At 59.8% G+C, this 15770-nt stretch carries 14 protein-coding genes; 8 read left to right on the top strand and 6 right to left on the bottom strand.

Annotation, left to right across the window (positions count from 1 at the left end):
- The first annotated feature begins 1 nt into the window (after position 1).
- Positions 2-871, top strand: a complete 870-nt coding sequence (locus tag ACSAMW_RS01250; RefSeq protein ID WP_500592292.1) for a TauD/TfdA dioxygenase family protein — start codon at positions 2-4, stop codon at positions 869-871.
- 12 nt (positions 872-883) lie between these two features.
- On the opposite strand, the gene ACSAMW_RS01255 is transcribed toward ACSAMW_RS01250, so the two are convergent.
- The 3 genes from ACSAMW_RS01255 to ACSAMW_RS01265 form a co-directional block, all read right to left on the bottom strand.
- A complete protein-coding gene (locus ACSAMW_RS01255; RefSeq protein WP_500592293.1) occupies positions 884-2119 on the bottom strand; it encodes an MFS transporter in 1236 nt (411 codons plus the stop codon).
- 30 nt (positions 2120-2149) lie between these two features.
- Entirely contained in the window at positions 2150-2677 is a 528-nt protein-coding gene (locus ACSAMW_RS01260; RefSeq protein WP_500592294.1) for a GNAT family N-acetyltransferase, read from the bottom strand.
- Positions 2678-2793: 116 nt separating this feature from the next.
- Positions 2794-4713 (bottom strand): sigma 54-interacting transcriptional regulator, encoded by a 1920-nt coding sequence (locus ACSAMW_RS01265; RefSeq protein WP_500592295.1) that lies wholly within the window; start codon positions 4711-4713, stop codon positions 2794-2796.
- A gap of 217 nt (positions 4714-4930) precedes the next feature.
- On the opposite strand from ACSAMW_RS01265, the gene ACSAMW_RS01270 reads away from it, so the two are divergent.
- The 3 genes from ACSAMW_RS01270 (at position 4931) to ACSAMW_RS01280 (ending at position 7972) form a co-directional block, all read left to right on the top strand.
- On the top strand, positions 4931-5833 hold the full coding sequence (locus tag ACSAMW_RS01270) for a DUF1932 domain-containing protein (RefSeq protein ID WP_500592296.1): 903 nt from the start codon (positions 4931-4933) through the stop codon (positions 5831-5833).
- A complete protein-coding gene (locus ACSAMW_RS01275; protein WP_500592297.1) occupies positions 5823-6527 on the top strand; it encodes an RraA family protein in 705 nt (234 codons plus the stop codon). Before ACSAMW_RS01270 ends, ACSAMW_RS01275 begins: the two co-directional genes overlap by 11 nt.
- Before the next feature lie 83 nt (positions 6528-6610).
- Positions 6611-7972, top strand: coding sequence for a CitMHS family transporter (locus tag ACSAMW_RS01280; protein WP_500592298.1), 1362 nt, complete (start codon positions 6611-6613; stop codon positions 7970-7972).
- A gap of 215 nt (positions 7973-8187) precedes the next feature.
- On the opposite strand, the gene ACSAMW_RS01285 is transcribed toward ACSAMW_RS01280, so the two are convergent.
- Positions 8188-10791 carry a M10 family metallopeptidase C-terminal domain-containing protein gene (locus ACSAMW_RS01285; RefSeq protein ID WP_500592299.1) on the bottom strand — a complete coding sequence of 868 codons (2604 nt, stop codon included), beginning with the start codon at positions 10789-10791 and terminating at the stop codon, positions 8188-8190.
- A 265-nt stretch (positions 10792-11056) separates the two neighbouring features.
- Here ACSAMW_RS01285 and yfcF point away from each other — a divergent pair, with 265 nt between their 5' ends.
- Entirely contained in the window at positions 11057-11689 is a 633-nt protein-coding gene (yfcF, locus tag ACSAMW_RS01290; RefSeq protein ID WP_500592300.1) for a glutathione transferase, read from the top strand.
- Between the two features lie 97 nt (positions 11690-11786).
- Here the strand turns inward: yfcF and ACSAMW_RS01295 are convergent, their stop codons facing one another.
- Positions 11787-12230 carry a winged helix-turn-helix transcriptional regulator gene (locus tag ACSAMW_RS01295; protein WP_500592301.1) on the bottom strand — a complete coding sequence of 148 codons (444 nt, stop codon included), beginning with the start codon at positions 12228-12230 and terminating at the stop codon, positions 11787-11789.
- 46 nt (positions 12231-12276) lie between these two features.
- Here ACSAMW_RS01295 and ACSAMW_RS01300 point away from each other — a divergent pair, with 46 nt between their 5' ends.
- Together ACSAMW_RS01300 and ACSAMW_RS01305 are read left to right on the top strand one after the other, a co-directional pair.
- Complete coding sequence (locus tag ACSAMW_RS01300) at positions 12277-13212, top strand: aromatic alcohol reductase (protein WP_500592302.1); 936 nt, start codon at positions 12277-12279, stop codon at positions 13210-13212.
- A gap of 10 nt (positions 13213-13222) precedes the next feature.
- Positions 13223-13789 (top strand): GNAT family N-acetyltransferase, encoded by a 567-nt coding sequence (locus tag ACSAMW_RS01305; RefSeq protein ID WP_500592303.1) that lies wholly within the window; start codon positions 13223-13225, stop codon positions 13787-13789.
- A gap of 119 nt (positions 13790-13908) precedes the next feature.
- Here the strand turns inward: ACSAMW_RS01305 and ACSAMW_RS01310 are convergent, their stop codons facing one another.
- Positions 13909-15078, bottom strand: a complete 1170-nt coding sequence (locus ACSAMW_RS01310) for a cysteine desulfurase family protein (RefSeq protein ID WP_500592304.1) — start codon at positions 15076-15078, stop codon at positions 13909-13911.
- A 191-nt stretch (positions 15079-15269) separates the two neighbouring features.
- Here ACSAMW_RS01310 and ACSAMW_RS01315 point away from each other — a divergent pair, with 191 nt between their 5' ends.
- Positions 15270-15734, top strand: a complete 465-nt coding sequence (locus ACSAMW_RS01315) for an Lrp/AsnC family transcriptional regulator (protein WP_500592305.1) — start codon at positions 15270-15272, stop codon at positions 15732-15734.
- Positions 15735-15770 lie beyond the last annotated feature (36 nt).

Genomic DNA, 15770 nt, shown 5'->3' on the forward strand with positions numbered 1-15770 from the left:
CATGGACCCATCAGCCCTTGCAGCCATCGAACGTATCGCCGGAGCGCCGCGTGCGCCCTACCACAGCCTAGGCATTGAGCGGCTGACCCCGGTCATTGGCGCAGAGGTCACCGGTATTGACCTGTCCCAGCCCCTGAGCGAGGCGCAGTTTGCCGAGGTTCACCGGGCGTTGCTGGAAAACCACGTGCTGGTGTTCCGGGACCAGCACCTCACAGTAGAGCAGCACAAGGCCTTTAGCCGACGGTTCGGCACCCTGCGGGCGCTACCGCTGGAGGACATTGACGGGGACGACCCGGAGCTGGTGGTGATCCGCGCCAATGCCCAGTCACGCCACGTGGCTGGGGAGGCCTGGCACACCGATGGCACGGCCGACCTGGAGCCCTCTATGGGGTCCTTGCTGTACGTGAAAGAAACCCCGGCCATCGGGTGCGGTGGCGACACCTTGTTCGCCAACATGCACCTGGCACTGGACATGCTGTCACCCGCGCTGCAGGGGTTTCTACAGGGGCTGACGGCGATTCACGATGGTGAGCTGCCATGGAAGGGCTTTACACCCCCGGCGGGTTTGCCCAAGACCGAGCACCCGGTGGTCGTAAAACACCCGGAAACCGGCCGCCCGCTGCTGTTCGTGAATTCGGGCTTTACGTCCCGCATCGTTCAGTTGGCACCCGTCGAAAGCCAGGCCCTGCTCAAGCTGCTGTTTGACGCGGTCGCCCATGAACCGGTGCTGCATTGCCGTGTGCGGTGGGCGCCCAACACCTTAGTGATGTGGGACAACCGCTGTACCCAGCACCATGCGGTCTGGGACTATTTCCCGCATTCGCGTTATGGGGAGCGGGTGACGGTGCTCGGCACCCGCCCTATGGCCTGAGCGCCTGTTGCGTCAAGGGGCCGGGACCGTTTCCGGAGTGGCTGCGCTGCCGCTAAGCACCCGGTAGCCCAGCACCCCAATGGGTACGCAGGCCAACGCCAGCAGCGAGAACCAGGCCATGCCGCCCACGTGGGTGATGGCCAGGGCCCCCAGCCAAGGTGAGAGGGCTGCCCCCAGGCCGGCCAGCATCGAAATCCCGATAAAGCTCCCGCGCATGCCGGCGGGCGCCAAGCGGTCGATCAAGGTGCCGAACAAGGGCATCACCACGATCTCCGCCAAGGTGGCAAACACCACCGCGAGCATCAGGCCCACCCACCAGGCCTCTATGTTCGCAGCGATCAACCCGTGGGCGACCATCATGCAGGCCAGGGCGATCACGTAGGCCGTTTTGTCCGCCAGGGCAATCAAACGCGGCATCAGCCACAGGTGAACCACCAGTACCACCCCCGCATTGGTCATGCTCATCAGGGCGATCAGGTGGTTGATGTCAGGGGCTTTGAGTTGCAGCAGGTGAAAGGTGAGTGGCTCGTCCAACTGCGCGTACAGCAGCACCAGGAAGAAATTCAGGGCAATGATGGCCAACAACAAGCGGCTACTTAAAACGGCCCTCAGCACTTGCGCCAAGGGGGCAGAGGCGGCTTTGGCAGGCTGGCCGTGACGCCGCCGCGTTGCACTGAAGATCGCCCAGGCCAACACCGCGTTGGCACATACGGCAATGGCAAAGACACCGTCATTGGCGTGGTTGGCAAACCACAGCCCCGCCAGTGGCCCAATGGCGGCTGCACAGTTGATCAGGTAGTAGCGGATATGGAACACGAAGGTGCGCTGAGCATCGGTGCTGAGGGTGTCGCTTAACAGCACTCTTAACAGCGGTTCGAGCACGCTTTGCGCCAGGGCAAAAATGATGATCGCCATAAAATAACTGGCTTGGCTGGGCTGCAAGCCCATCAGCCCATAGCCGCCCATGCACAGTGCACACCCGGCCAGCATCAAGTGGCGTACGTTGAAGCGGTCACCCAGCACGCCGCTGAGCGGCGCCAGTGCGATAGAGAGTACGGCACCCAGTGCGACTTGGGCGCCGATGTCGGTGACCGGGGTGCCGAAACGCGTATGCATGGACACGGCGATAAAGGGCCAGATCATGAACGACGCGGTACGCGCTATGGCCATGGCCACGAGCAGCCGCAGGGTGGAACGGGGCAGGGCACGCACGGTACTCCAGGTGCCGGAAGGGGAAAGCTGAGTCATCGAACCTCGCGCCGGGCGGCCGGTGGGGAGTCAGGCGCGGTGCGTGCCCAGGTGGTAGTGATAGATCAAGTCGTCAAACCACTGGTCACCGATCCGGTAGGCATGGGGCTCGCGGTGGTGGAACACGAAACCGCACTTTTCCAGCACCCGGCAGGACGCCACATTGCCATCGGTGACCGTGGACTCCAGGGTCTCAAGCCCGATGGAGGCGGCGTAGTCCATGATCGCCCGGCGGCAGACCGTGCCATAACCTTTGCCTTGATGTTCGGGCAGTAGCAGGGTGCCCACCTCGGCATGGCCGGGGCGCAGGATGCAAAAGCCGGTCACCCCGATGTCCTGGCCTGTGGCCGTATCGGTAACCACCAGGCACAACCAGTGGTCCGACGCCGGCGACCAGGCGGGCAGGCGATGGTCGAACCCCTGGCGTATGCGTGTTTCGTCGATGTTACCGAACACGTACTCCATGGTCTTGGGCTCGCGATGAAGCCGCAGGAACAAGGGCCAGTCGGCTTCCACCAAAGTGCGAAAGCTCAAGCCGCCGGTACGTAGGTTCAACATCCACTGCCCCTTGGAAGAGAAAGGTCGAGGGGAGGTTGTAAGCGTTACCGCAAGGAAGATCAATGTTTATCGGAAACGGTTGGCTGACCCTGGATGCACGCATCACAGGGAAATCGTCAAGCCGAGTATTTAGCCCCCGTGAACGCCTCAGGGTCCTGGGCCTGGTATTTTTTCATCCGCCGCCACAAGGTGGTGGTGCTGATCTTCAGTAGCCTGGCAGCTTCTTCGCGGTTGCCACGTACGCTCGCCAAGGTCCTGAACAGCACCTCCCGCTCGCTCGCGGCGTTGCTCTCAGGCGGGGATGAGGCACCTGGGCCAGGCAGGTCCTCCAGCGCCTCTTCCAGCCAGGCGCCTGCCAAGTCTCGGCCCTGGCTTATCACAGCCAGGCGCTCGACGATGTTGCTCAGTTGGCGAATATTCCCCGGCCACTGGCTGGCGGCTAGCCGGGCCAGCAAGGTGTCGCTGAGCATGGTGGGTGGTAGACCGAACTGCTTGAACAGGTGCGCTGTGAGTACGGGGATGTCGTGGAGGCGCTCACGCAGGGCAGGCAGTTGCAGTTTCAGCACGCAGATACGGTAGAAGAAATCCTCACGGAACAACCCTTGCGCTACCAAGTGCGTGAGCCGCTTGTTGCTCGCGGTGATGATGCGGATGTCTACCGGCGTGACCTTGTCATCGCCTATGCGTACCACCTTGCGTTCCTGCAGCGTACGCAGCAATTTGAGCTGAATGTCGGCGGAGGTTTCGCTGATCTCGTCGAGAAAGATCGTGCCCGTATGGGCCATTTCAAACACCCCGGCCTTACCCTCACTCAGCGCCCCGGTGAAGGCGCCTTTCACGTAACCGAACAGCTCGCTCTCCAGCACCCCAGGCGCGAAGGCCGCGCAGTTGATTGCTACGAACGGGCCGAGCCTACGCCGAGAAGCATTGTGGATGCTCTGTGCGAACAACTCTTTGCCGGTGCCGGTCTCGCCTTCGATCATCACGGTGCTATCGACCGTTGCGAAGGTCTGTGCCAACTGCTTGACCTTGATCAGCGCCGGGCTGTTGCCAATGATTGCGTCGAAGGTGTTTTCGGCCACATGCTGGCGGGCCTGCTGGCGGCGCATTTTCTGCTCCATCGCCTGGATTTCGGTCTGTTTCTGCAAGGTAGCGACCGCGCCGATCACGTCATCGCCCAAGGTAATGGGCGCGATGCTCAGGGTCAGTGACAAGCGGCCCACTTTGGTCAAGGCCCCGCGCACCGTGCAGGCTTTTTCCAGCACGCGCTCGAAGTAATCCTGCGGCAGCCGGCCGGCCAGGGTATCGCCACAGGCCAGCCCGCCCAGGTACTGCGTGGCAACGCTGTTCATGTTGGTGATGATGCCCGCGCTGTCGATGCTGAAGATCCCCTCGGACACGCAGTTAAGGATCGACTGGATCATCTCGTAGCGGCGCTGGAGTTCAAGGCGTTTGTGCAACCGTTCTTCTTCAATGCGCAGCAGGTGCAACGCTTCATCGATGGCATCGAATGCGGCATCGGCGTCCGCCTCGGACATCACGTACTGCAGGCCTCGGCGTTTGACCGCGTGCTCAAGGGACAGCCCCCCGATGGCCACTTCGATGCCATCGGCGCGTAGCCGGTCAAGTTGGGCCTCTGTGGCTTGCGCACTGCCCAAGGGGTCGATGGGGTAGATGGCCACCGTCGGCATAAAGGCCCGCGCCTTCTCCAGGATCGTGGCGTAGCCATCAGACGTCGCGAGGAAGGCGATCTTGTCCGAGAACGCCTGGGCCTTGTGGTAAGCGTTCACGCAGTCAAAGAACGTGTGACGTACTTCAACGATGGGCACCTGCAGCTGTTCGCGCAGCACACTGGCTGTTTTGCCGCGGCTGATAAGCACGCTGGCGCCTTCCTCGATAAGCCGCTGGGCCAGCAGCACCGCCTCATGCTGGGTCGCCTCAACGACAGACACGCTCAAGCCACGCACCGATAGCGCCTGGTTCATCACGGTGGTCAGGGTGGTGGAAGGGGAAATGATCGCGAGCTTACCTAGCATGGGAAGGCCTTGAGGTCACACGGGAGGTGACCTTCACGCTAGGCAGAATTGAAAGCTTTTGCAATGAGTTGAAAGGTAATGACAATTCACAGTCTATGGTGGTTGGCTGAGCGCCTCTGCAAGCCTATGACTGTAAAGCGTTTTTATAGGCTCCTCCTGTCTGGCACAGACCTTGCCATTTCCTTGGCTACAAAAACACAAACAAGGAAAACCATCCATGGACCTCGTATTTATCGGGTTTGGTGAGGCCGCCTTCCACCTTTCGCTGGGGTTGCGTACCCAGAGCGCGCTAAGCATCGGCACCTTTGATGTCAATGTTGACGACCCCCAGCGCGGCGCCCTTATTCACGAACGTGCCACACAGACCCAGGTCACGGTATTCGCTTCCCTGGAAGCGGCCTGCCAAAGCGCCCGTTTCGTGGTCTGCCTGACCAGTGCCAGCAGCGCACTGGGCCTGGCTCAGCGGGTTATGCCGCTGCTCAAGGCCGGGCAAACCTACGTGGACATGAACTCGGCTGCGCCCACTGTCAAGCACGCTATCAACGCGCTGCCCAGGGGTGCGGGCGTCAGCTTCTGTGACGCGGCGGTCATGGGCACGGTGCCGGGCAACAACCACCGCGTGCCCATGCTGCTGGCGGGCGATGGGGCGCAGGCTTTCAACGATGCCTTTACCCCTTATGGTATGCGCCTGCGTGTTCTGCCAGGCGAAGCAGGCGCTGCCTCGGCCATCAAGATGCTTAAAAGTATTGTGATGAAAGGCCTGCCGCAATTGCTGCTGGAGGCGTTTCAAGCGGCTGAGACCTTTCACGTGCTGGACACCTTGGTCGAGTCTCTTGGGGAGTCGCTCAACGGTAAGACCGTCGAGCAGCTGGCCAACACCTTTACCGCGCGCACGCTGATTCACGCCAAGCGGCGCAGTGATGAAATGGACGATGTGGTTGCTACCCTCGAAAGCGCGGGCGTGGACGCTGCCATGTCCAGGGCTTGTCAGGCGCAACTGGAGAAACAGGCAGCCAGGGATTGGGGCACGGTCCTTGGCCCGAACGCCAGCGAGATGGACTATCGCACCGCCATCCAGCACCTGGTCAAACATTCCGAGGGCACTGCCAATGAACACTGAACACTACCTGCCACTGCCTGAACTCATTCCCGATGCCGTGCTGGCACGCTTTCGCAAACTCAGCCCAGCGCAGCTGTGCGACGGCATGGCGAAATTGGGCATCGCCCGCAATGGCGCAATGGACGCCGACCTGATGCCGCTGGACGAACGCAAGGTGATGTTGGGCACGGCCTATACCGTGGACACGGAAGACGGCGACAACTTTCCCATTCATGTGGCGGTGTACCAGGGCCAGCCCGGCTACGTGCTGGTGGTGGCTGGAAAGGGCTACCCTGGCCGCGCGTACATTGGTGACCTGATGGCCGGCGCCGCCCAAGCGGTGGGCCTTGCGGGCCTGGTCATTGACGGCTGTGTCAGGGACAAAGTGCCCCTCGCTGAGCTAGACATACCCGTCTACGCCAAAGGCTTTATGCAGCGCAGCCCAGGCAAGCAAGGCCCTGGCAAAATCAACACCACGGTCAACTGCGCCGGCGTAGAAGTGGCTGCAGGCGACTTGGTGTTCGGTGACTATGACGGCGTTACCGTGGTGCCGCGCGCGCGCCTGCTGGAAGTACTTGAGGCCTCAGAGAAAAAAAGCGCCTACGAGGCCCAGCGCCGCGACGTGATCGACGAGTACGTTCGCTGTCGCAACAGCGGCGAACCGTTGCCAGCGCTGGCACCTGATTGGGTCACGCATTTGCTACAAGGCCAGTAACGCGCTCACGGGCTCGGTGTACACGCCGAGCCCTGGCAACACCTGCTGCACTCTATATAAAAATAATAGGTGGAGATGTTCAGATGCTGACCCTTCTGGGCTACGTGTTAATCGCAGCGTTTCTGCTGCTGGTGATCAAGCAGAAACTCTCGCCGTTCACCGGGTTGATCGTTGTTTCGCTGGCCGTGGGCGTACTGGTATGCCTGCTCACCGGGGCGCCGCTCAGCACAATCATCGGCTGGATCAAGGAAGGCCTGTTCTATTCACAAGGCAGCGATGGGAAGATCGCCTTGGGCACCGTCAACCCCACGGTGATGATCCTCTTTGCGGTGCTGTATTTCAGCCTGATGATGAACGTGGGCTTGTTCGATCCGCTGTGCACCTACCTGATCCGCAAGGCCAACGGTGACCCGCTCAAGATCATTCTGGTCACCGCGTTTACCTCGGCGGTGGTGACACTGGATGGCGACGGCACCACTACCATCCTGATCATTACCACCGCGTTCCTGCCGCTGTACAAGCAGATGGGCATGAAGCTGTCTAACCTGGCGATGTTGATCATCCTGCCGTGCGGGCTGGGCAACTGCCTGCCCTGGGGCGGGCCCTTGGCGCGGGCGGCGGCCGTGCTGAACGTGGAGGTGAACACCCTGTTCGTGGCGATCCTGCCGATCCTGGGCATTTCGTTCATTTACGTGTTCGTCATGGCTTACCTGATGGGGATCGGCGAGCGCAAACGCCTGGGTTTCGTGGCGGGGGAGAAGGCCATTGTGACCCCGGAGCAAATCGCCCAGATGGTCACGGTGATAGAAGACCACGACAAGGCCCTCAAGCGCCCCAGGCTGTTTCTCTTCAACCTGGCCTTGACCGTGGCCATGCTGGTGATCCTGATTGCCGGGTGGGCGAGCGGGGCGGTGGTGTTCATGATCGGCACAGCATTGGCACTGACTGTTAACTACACCGCCGTGGAGCAGCGAGAACGCATCACCGCCAACGGGGGCGACGCCGTGGCCGTGGCCTCGATCATTCTGGCGGCGGGCTGCTTTCTCGGGATTTTCAATGGCAGTGGCATGGCAAACGCCGTGGCCGTACACATTGCTGGCCTGATTCCCGAATCCATGGGCAGCCACACGGCGCTGATGTTTGCATTCCTTGGAGCACTGGCCTGCTATGCATTGCCCGTGGATGCCTATTATTTCGGCATCTTGCCCGTGGTGGCGCCCATCGCCTATAGCTTTGGCATAACGCCTACTGAAATTGGTGTAGCGTCGTTCATGGGCCAGGCACTGCGCTACGCAAGCCCCACGGTGGCCTGGCTGTTCCTGCTGATGAATCGTACCGAAATGAGCTTTGGGGCGTACCAGCGCGAGTTTTTCAAGTGGTCGCTGCCCATGTTCGGGATTTTCCTGGTTACCGCTATTGTGACGGGTGAATTGCCGATTGGTTGATACGTGGGAGGCCTTGCGTCTCCCCGGCGTCACCTTGGAGCAAGATGACCAGGCCCATAGCGTTCCGGCTGGCGTAAGAGTGAGGGATAGCTTCTTGAGCCAGCTGCCTGGCCTTGTTCAGTAAATCAGTGTTGCGAAGGCATTTCCCACAAGTAGCCGGGTACAGGGGCGCACCCAAAACTGGCCCCCCTGCACCTTGCTTGCAACGCGCTGGCTTATCCCAGGTCGTGGTGGCTCACGCCCAGGACAGCCACTTCGGCCGATGGCTCTGCGAATACAAAATTGTCTGCCGACAAGGTGTGCGTATAGTCACCGGACAGCGAGACTTCGAACCGGTGGCCATCAGCATCCGCCTCCTTGGACTGTACTACCGTCCGCTGTGTCGAGCTGTTGTACGTCACGGCAAGCGTGCCCCCCGTCCCATTTCCAAGACCGGTAAACCCTAGTGCTGACACGTCGATGCGGTCTGCCGAAATCAGCAGATCAGAAATGATGTCAGCCGCACCGTGGTAGCTATCGGAGATGCGGTTGTACACAAAGGTGTCAGCCCCGGACCCCCCACTCAGCACATCGGCACCGCCATTGCCGATCAACACATCATCGCCTTCCTCACCATACAAGCCATCGTAACCTTCATCCCCCACCAGGCGGTCAGCCAATGCGCTTCGGAAATTAAGGTTGTTTCCAGTGTTGTGAGGGTCGGGTATCGATGGGGCGAAGATGAACGCGTTATCTGCGTCTAGCCCGTAGAGATCGGTCAGAAAATGGTTGCCTAGGGTGGTGATTGAAAAACGATGCCCAGCGGCGTCCGCGTCGAGGGACTCGATCGTGACAAGGCCGGTTTGCTGATCGGAGCTCCAGGTCAATGTGGTGCCATGGCCGTCGCCAAGACTGGTGAAGCCCAGCGCCGACACATCGATGCGATCACTTTGGTCTTCATTGAAATCCAGCAGCAGGTCTTGCTTTGCGGTGCCGCTGGCGTCATCGACGTAACTGTCCGTCAGTTTCCTGTAGACGAAGATATCGCTGCCAGCACCACCGCTGAGGCGGTCAGCTCCTTCGTCGCCTTCAAGGCGATCATTGGCAGCGCCACCGGTGAGGGTGTCGTCGCCGCCGAGCCCTACCAGCAACGCGCCGCCTTCGCGGTAAGTGGTGATCACGTCAGCACGCGGGGTGCCGGCCTGGCGACCAAAGAAGTTGGCGTCTGTAAGCGTGTCTTCGTAATTGCCGCTCAAGGCTAGCTTGAAGCGGTAGCCATCGGCGTCCGCGTCCAGGCTCTGGAGGTAGGTGGTGTCGTTGCCACTGTTATAGGTCATCAACAGCGTACCGTTATGGCCGTCTCCAAGCCCCGTGAGGCGAAGGGCCGCCAGGTCCAGCTGGTCGTGGGCCGTATCGAAATCCAGAATCCGATCGTGGGTGTCGCCAGCGCTGCTGGCGTAGCTGTCCTGGCGGCGGCTGTAGACGAATACATCGTCTCCGGCGCCGCCAGTCAGCCGGTCGGCCCCCTGGCCGCCCTCCAGGCGATCATCGCCGGCCCCACCGTCGAGCACATCGCGCCCGCGGCCGCCTTGTAGCACCTCGTCAGCGCCCACGCCGGTCAGGCGATCAACGCCGTCGGTGCCCAGCAGCGTGTAGGCGGGTAGCGCCGCGTAGTCGTAGGTGTGTGTGTAGTCCGCATTACCGGCGACCTGGCCTTGTTGTGTGTGGCTGATCACGTTGCCATAGAAGAGCCGGTAATCGTCGCTAGGCGGGGTTTGGCGCTCGTCCAGGCCATAGGTGGACTGGTTTGATCCGGTGATGGTGTTGTTGGTCAGGTTCAGCTGGCTGTCGGCCGCGATTAGGCTGCCATCGGCCGTGAGGTATTCACCTACCCGTATCTCGGCAGCTGGGCCGTTCTGGGCGTTGTCATGGATGTAGTTCCGGTACACCGACTCGGCGGTGGTACCCAGTAAGGCGAGGCCTTCCTTGCCGTTACCATGGATGTCTGCGTTACGGAGTGTGCCGTTGGAGTAGTCGCGAATGACAACCCCAGCCCCGCCATTGTTGTAGTACTGTCCGCCGATGATGCCGAACTGCTGATACTGATCAACGCCAGGGACTTGCTCAACCCCTGTAAGTATGAAGCCGTTGCCTTCATTGTCGTGGGACTGGTTGTTAGCGAAGACGGGAGCGTTCGGTGCTCCAACTGCGGCGCTTACGTCAAAGCCGTCGTCACCGTTACGGTACGCCTGGTTATCCGTGAAACTAATGGCGTCATCATAGCCGCTCTGATGTGCTTCAAACTGGGTTGCGAACCCATCGCCGTCGTTGTCGTGGGCGATGCTGTCCATCACTTGGGAACTGGTGGTCAATGTTTGCGCGAGTAAGCCATTGCCACTGAAGTTCTGCAGTTCCACGCCGGCAACAGTGAACCCTACCGTGTGTGCGGTACCGTTTGCTGTACTGCCCGTAACAATGCCATCGACGGTGCCTTGGGTATGGGCTTTGTTGCCGTCCAGCGTCAGGTTACTGATGGTGGCGTTGACGGTGTTGGCCTTCGCAGACGTGTGTATCAACCCAGCTATATCGTTGGACGAGTCGTCGGCGAGCTTGAGCGTGGTGTCGCCCAGACGCTCGCCGTTAAGGGTCACGTTGCTCTTGAGCGTCAGGCAGCCGCCGTCACTGCCAGTACCGCTGACGATGTAAGTCCCTTTGGGCACGAACACTTCACCGCCGCCGGCCTTGGCGGCGGCATCGATGGCTTTTTGAATCGCTTGGGTGTCGTCGGTAACGCCGTCGCCTTTGGCGCCGTAGTCCAGCACGTTGAAGGTAGTGGCCATGCTCAGCTCCTAAAATAAGTAGGGATTGCCGCACGACTACTTTACTGAGCGGAGGGAAGTCAGAAGCCATGAGACTGAAATTTGCGGGTTGGGTTCAGCAGGTACAACGGTGTGAGGCTTTCTACTTTATTGCTGATCTGCAATCACCATGCAGGGCAAGCGCGACAGGCGCATTCCAACCAAGAATACCCCCATGAAAATCATCGATTTCACTCTTTAGCCGCGATCTCATAGTGTGCGTTTTTCTGCAGAGGAACCTCATTCCATGAGCCCGCTACGCTTATACGTGGATTCACAATTCACCAGCCCTTATGCCATGTCGGTTTTTGTGGCCCTGCACGAGAAGCGTATCGATTTTCAGATGATTACGGTTGACCTCGCTGCGTCAGAAAATCAGGGCAAAACCTATGCGCTGCTTTCGCAAACTCAACGGGTTCCCACTCTGGTAGAGAGCGACTTTGTGGTCTCCGAATCTTCAGCGATAACGGAATATCTGGAACACGTTTATCCTGAAACGCCAATCTACCCAAAAAACGTCCAGCTGCTTGCCAAGGCCCGGCAGGTTCAAGCCTGGCTTCGCAGCGACCTGCTTTCCATTCGGCAGGAGCGCTCCACGCTTGGGGTGTTCTATGGTGCGCAATCCGCCCCATTGTCTTCTGCTGCGGGGTTGGCAGCCGAGAAGCTGTTTTACGCTGCCCACGCGCTACTTAAGAACAACGCGGAGTATTTATTTGATCGCTGGTCGATAGCGGATGTGGATCTGGCGCTGATGCTTAACCGGCTCATAGTGGGCGGCGATCTCGTGCCTTCCAGCCTAGTTGAATACGCGCAGCGCCAGTGGGCACGCCCCAGCGTACAAGCGTGGGTAAACCTTCAGCGGCCACCGCTTCAGGTGTGAGCGTATTGAAAGCAGAGCCGCGCCGCTAAACGTTGGGTTTGAGCGTATGGCTGCGGGCGCTGTGTGTATAAAACCCGCCTTTGAGGGCGGCCTATCTTTAACGTTCGTCAAAACGCTTGCGAGCCTCAGTGAAACCCTCCGCCTGCTCGATCACCCACGTCCACAGCGGAATCATCTGCACCAATAATCCCATGCCAAGTTCAGTCAACGCATATTCGACACGCAGGGGCTTCTCGCCAAAATCGTGCCGAGAGATCAGCCCGTCGCGCTCCAGCTGGCGCAGTGTGTGAGTAAGCATGCGCTGAGTGACGCCGTGCAACCGGCGGCGTAATTCAGCGTGGCGCAAGGGGCTGCTCACACCCAGCGCATGCACCACGCCCAGGGACCATCGGTTCCCAGAATGGCCGAGGATATCGCGCTTGAGACCATCCTCGTCTTCGCTCAATGCGCGACAGGCATGCTGTGAAAGCCGCACGATTTCTTGAGCGTCCAGACCGCTCGGTATCACCGGTGTACCTACTTTTTGCCTATTGATGTCCATGACAAGATCCTGGCTTCACATTAAGCAGGCTGAACAGGAGTGCACCATGCAGGCGGCGAGTTTAAACGTCAAACAGCGAATTTTGGTATTGGGGGCCGGTGAACTAGGGCTTGCTGTATTACGAGGCCTGGCCGACCAATCAAGCCAACTGGCGAGCGTAACGGTGTTGTTGCGCCAGGCCACTGTGCGCAGCACGTCAGCGGAAAAACAACGGGACATTCAAGCGATCGAGAAGCTTGGGGTTGCCATTGAGGTAGCAGATATTCTCCAGGCTTCCATCGAAGCGATTGCAGCGGTACTAGGGCGCTTCGATACGGTGATCAGTTGCGTAGGGTTTGCCGCAGGCCGTGGCACGCAGCTTAAGCTGACTGAAGCCGCGCTCATGGCTGGCGTGAAACGCTATATTCCGTGGCAATTTGGCGTTGATTATGACGTGATTGGTCGTGGGAGCCCTCAAGACCTGTTCGATGAGCAGCTGGATGTCCGCGACTTGTTACGTGCCCAGTCCAGGACTGAATGGGTGATCATTTCTACCGGCATGTTCACCAGCTTCCTGTTCGATCCCGCGTTCGGCGTTGTTGACCTCACCGCCGGGCAGGTCAATGCATTGGGCAGCTTTGAAACCAGGGTCACGATAACAACACCGGAAGATATTGGCGCACTCACCGCCGCCATCGTTCTACACAGCCCGCGGTTTGTTAATCAGGTGGTATACACCGCTGGCGACACCCTCACCTATGGCGCTTTGGCGGATGTGGTTGAGCGCGCCATTGGGCGAAAAGTCGAGCGCCGAGCGCTTAGCGTGCAACAGTTGCTCGCAGACCTTGCGGAAAAGCCTGACGATAACTTGCGAAAATACCGCGCAGTTTTTGCTATGGGCCGTGGTGTGGCATGGGATGTGGCGATAACCTTCAACGCACTGCATGGATTAACCGTGACCAGCGCGGAACAATGGGCGCAATCTCATCTGCGCCTCAGCTAAGGACGCCCTGATGCATTGCCTTCCCAAACTCGTTACAGACCGCCTTATCCTTACGCCCCTCCAACTAGCAGACGTGCCTGCCATCCAGGAGCTGTTCCCCCAATGGGAGGTGGTCCGTTACCTTGACCACCGCGTGCCCTGGCCCTATCCCACGGATGGGGCGCTGGTGTATGTGCGGGATATGGCCTTACCTGCCATGGCAGCGGGTACTGAATGGCATTGGATGATCCGCCTTAAGCGCGAACCTGAGTGCCGCATCGGAAGCATCAGCCTGTATGACCAGCAGGGCAACAACCGGGGCTTTTGGCTCGCGCCCAAGTGGTGGGGAAGGGGCTACATGCGTGAAGCCTGCAACGCCGTCAACGCCTATTGGTTCGAGGTATTGTCACGCCCGGTTATGCAGGTTCCAAAAGCCGTAGCCAACCACGCTTCACGCAGCGTTTCGGAGCACGAAGGCATGCGCAGGGTAGGTGTGCGAGACGGGCATTTTGTCTCGGGGCCTATGCAGGTGGAGCTATGGGAGATGACGCGGAGTGAGTGGATGGCGAACGTTGAACGTGCTGGAGGCAGGCTATAGCCCAACGCGCTTCCATTCAGACGTGCTGAGCCCTAGCAGACCGTTCACTACAGGCCCCATCACACATCGCTGCGCGCTTTGATCTTGTCCTCCACAGTCGCTGATGTCGCCAGCCATCCTCACCAGGCCGGCAACCCAAAAGCCGCCACGGGCGCCAGTACGCACTCCCGAATGGCTTTTATCGCAGCCTCCACGTCTGCCTCGGTGGTATACCGCCCTAGGCTAAGGCGAATGGAGCGCTGCGCCTGGGTGGTGTCCAGCCCCAGTGCCAGCAGTACATGAGACGCCGAGGCGCTGGCCGAATTGCAGGCCGAGGTGGACGACAACGCCAGCGTACCGGCTAGCCGTGCGGCATTGAAGCCAGGTTGGTCGATACACAGGTTCAGGGTGTGAGGGATGCGCTGGCTGGCGTGGCCATTGAGGGTCACGCCGGGCAAGTCCAGCAGGGCGGTGCGCAGCTGGGCCGAGAGGGTGGCAATGCGCGCTAGCTCCGTGGCCTGCAGCTCGCTGGCCAGGGCGAAAGCACTGCCCATGCCAGCGATCTGGTGCGGGGCCAGGGTGCCGGAGCGCAGCCCACGCTCATGGCCCCCGCCGTGAATCTGCGCCTTGAGCACCGGGTAGGCGCGCTCACTTACATACAGCGCACCAATGCCTTTGGGGCCGTAGGTTTTGTGGGCGGAAAAGGACATCAGGTCTACCGGCCAGCGGGCCAGGTCAATGGCCACCTTGCCCGTGGCTTGGGCAGCATCCACGTGCAACAGCGCCCCGCGAGCACGTACCGCTTCACCAATGGCTGCCACGTCCGTCACAGTGCCTAGTTCATTGTTCACCAGCATCACGGACACCAGCAGCGTGTCTTCCCGCAAGGCTGCTGACACCGCGGCAGGGGATACGGTGCCATCGGCTTGGGGTGCCAGCCACGTAACTTCAAAGCCTTCAGTTTCCAGCTGACGGGCCGTATCCAGCACAGCTTTGTGTTCGATCAGGCTGGTGATGATATGCCGCCGGTTGGCCGGAGCACTGGCGGCCACCCCCTTGAGGGCCAAGTTGTTGGATTCCGTGGCGCCGGAGGTCCATACGATCGTTTCTGCCGTGGCGCCAACCAGAGCTGCCACCTGTTCCCGGGCCTGTTCCACAGTAGAACGAGCCGCCTGGCCAAAGCCATGGGAGCTGGAGGCGGGGTTGCCGAACTGAGCCGTGCGGCCCATGTGCGCAAGCATGGCAGTGATCACGCGGTCATCGATGGGGGTAGTGGCGGCGTAATCAAAATATATCTCGGCCATGGGCACATCCAGAGCAGGCAGTTGAGGTGGTGAAAATGTTATGGCACTTGCAGGTGAAAAATATTGATATCTGCATAGGCAATTTGGCTTAATTGTGAAAATAATTTCCTTCAAAGGCTTTATTTAGGAATTATTTTACACTGATAGTTTGCTTTCTGCTTTCTTTATAACTTCGGCTTCTAAAAAGGCATTGGTTAATGGACAAATTTGACCGTGGCATCCTGGAGGTGCTGCAGCAAGACTGCACCGTGGCGTTGGGCGTGGTGGCCGAACGTGTGGGGCTAAGCAACACCGCCTGCTGGCGGCGGATTCAGAAGCTGGAAGAGCAGGGCGTGATCACAGCACGGGTGGCGTTGCTCAACCCGCAGCGCATCGGCCTGCCTGTCACCGTGTTCGCCTTTGTGCGAACCAGCCAGCACAACGTGGAGTGGCTGGCGGACTTCCACCGGCGGGTGGGTGAAATCGAGGAAGTGGTGGAGTTCTACCGCATGGCAGGCGTTACGGACTACTTGTTGCGCCTAGCCGTGCCGGATATTGCTGGCTACGACACGGTATATAAACAGTTGATACAGATTCCCGGTATTGCGGACGTCAGCTCCAGCTTTGCCATGGAGCGTATCAAGCACACGACGGCACTGCCCTTGTCCAAAGCGGCGCAATGAAGCACTCTCTTGGCTGTGTAAAATTCAGTTACGAAT

The organism is Pseudomonas sp. AB39(2026), from assembly GCF_059831485.1.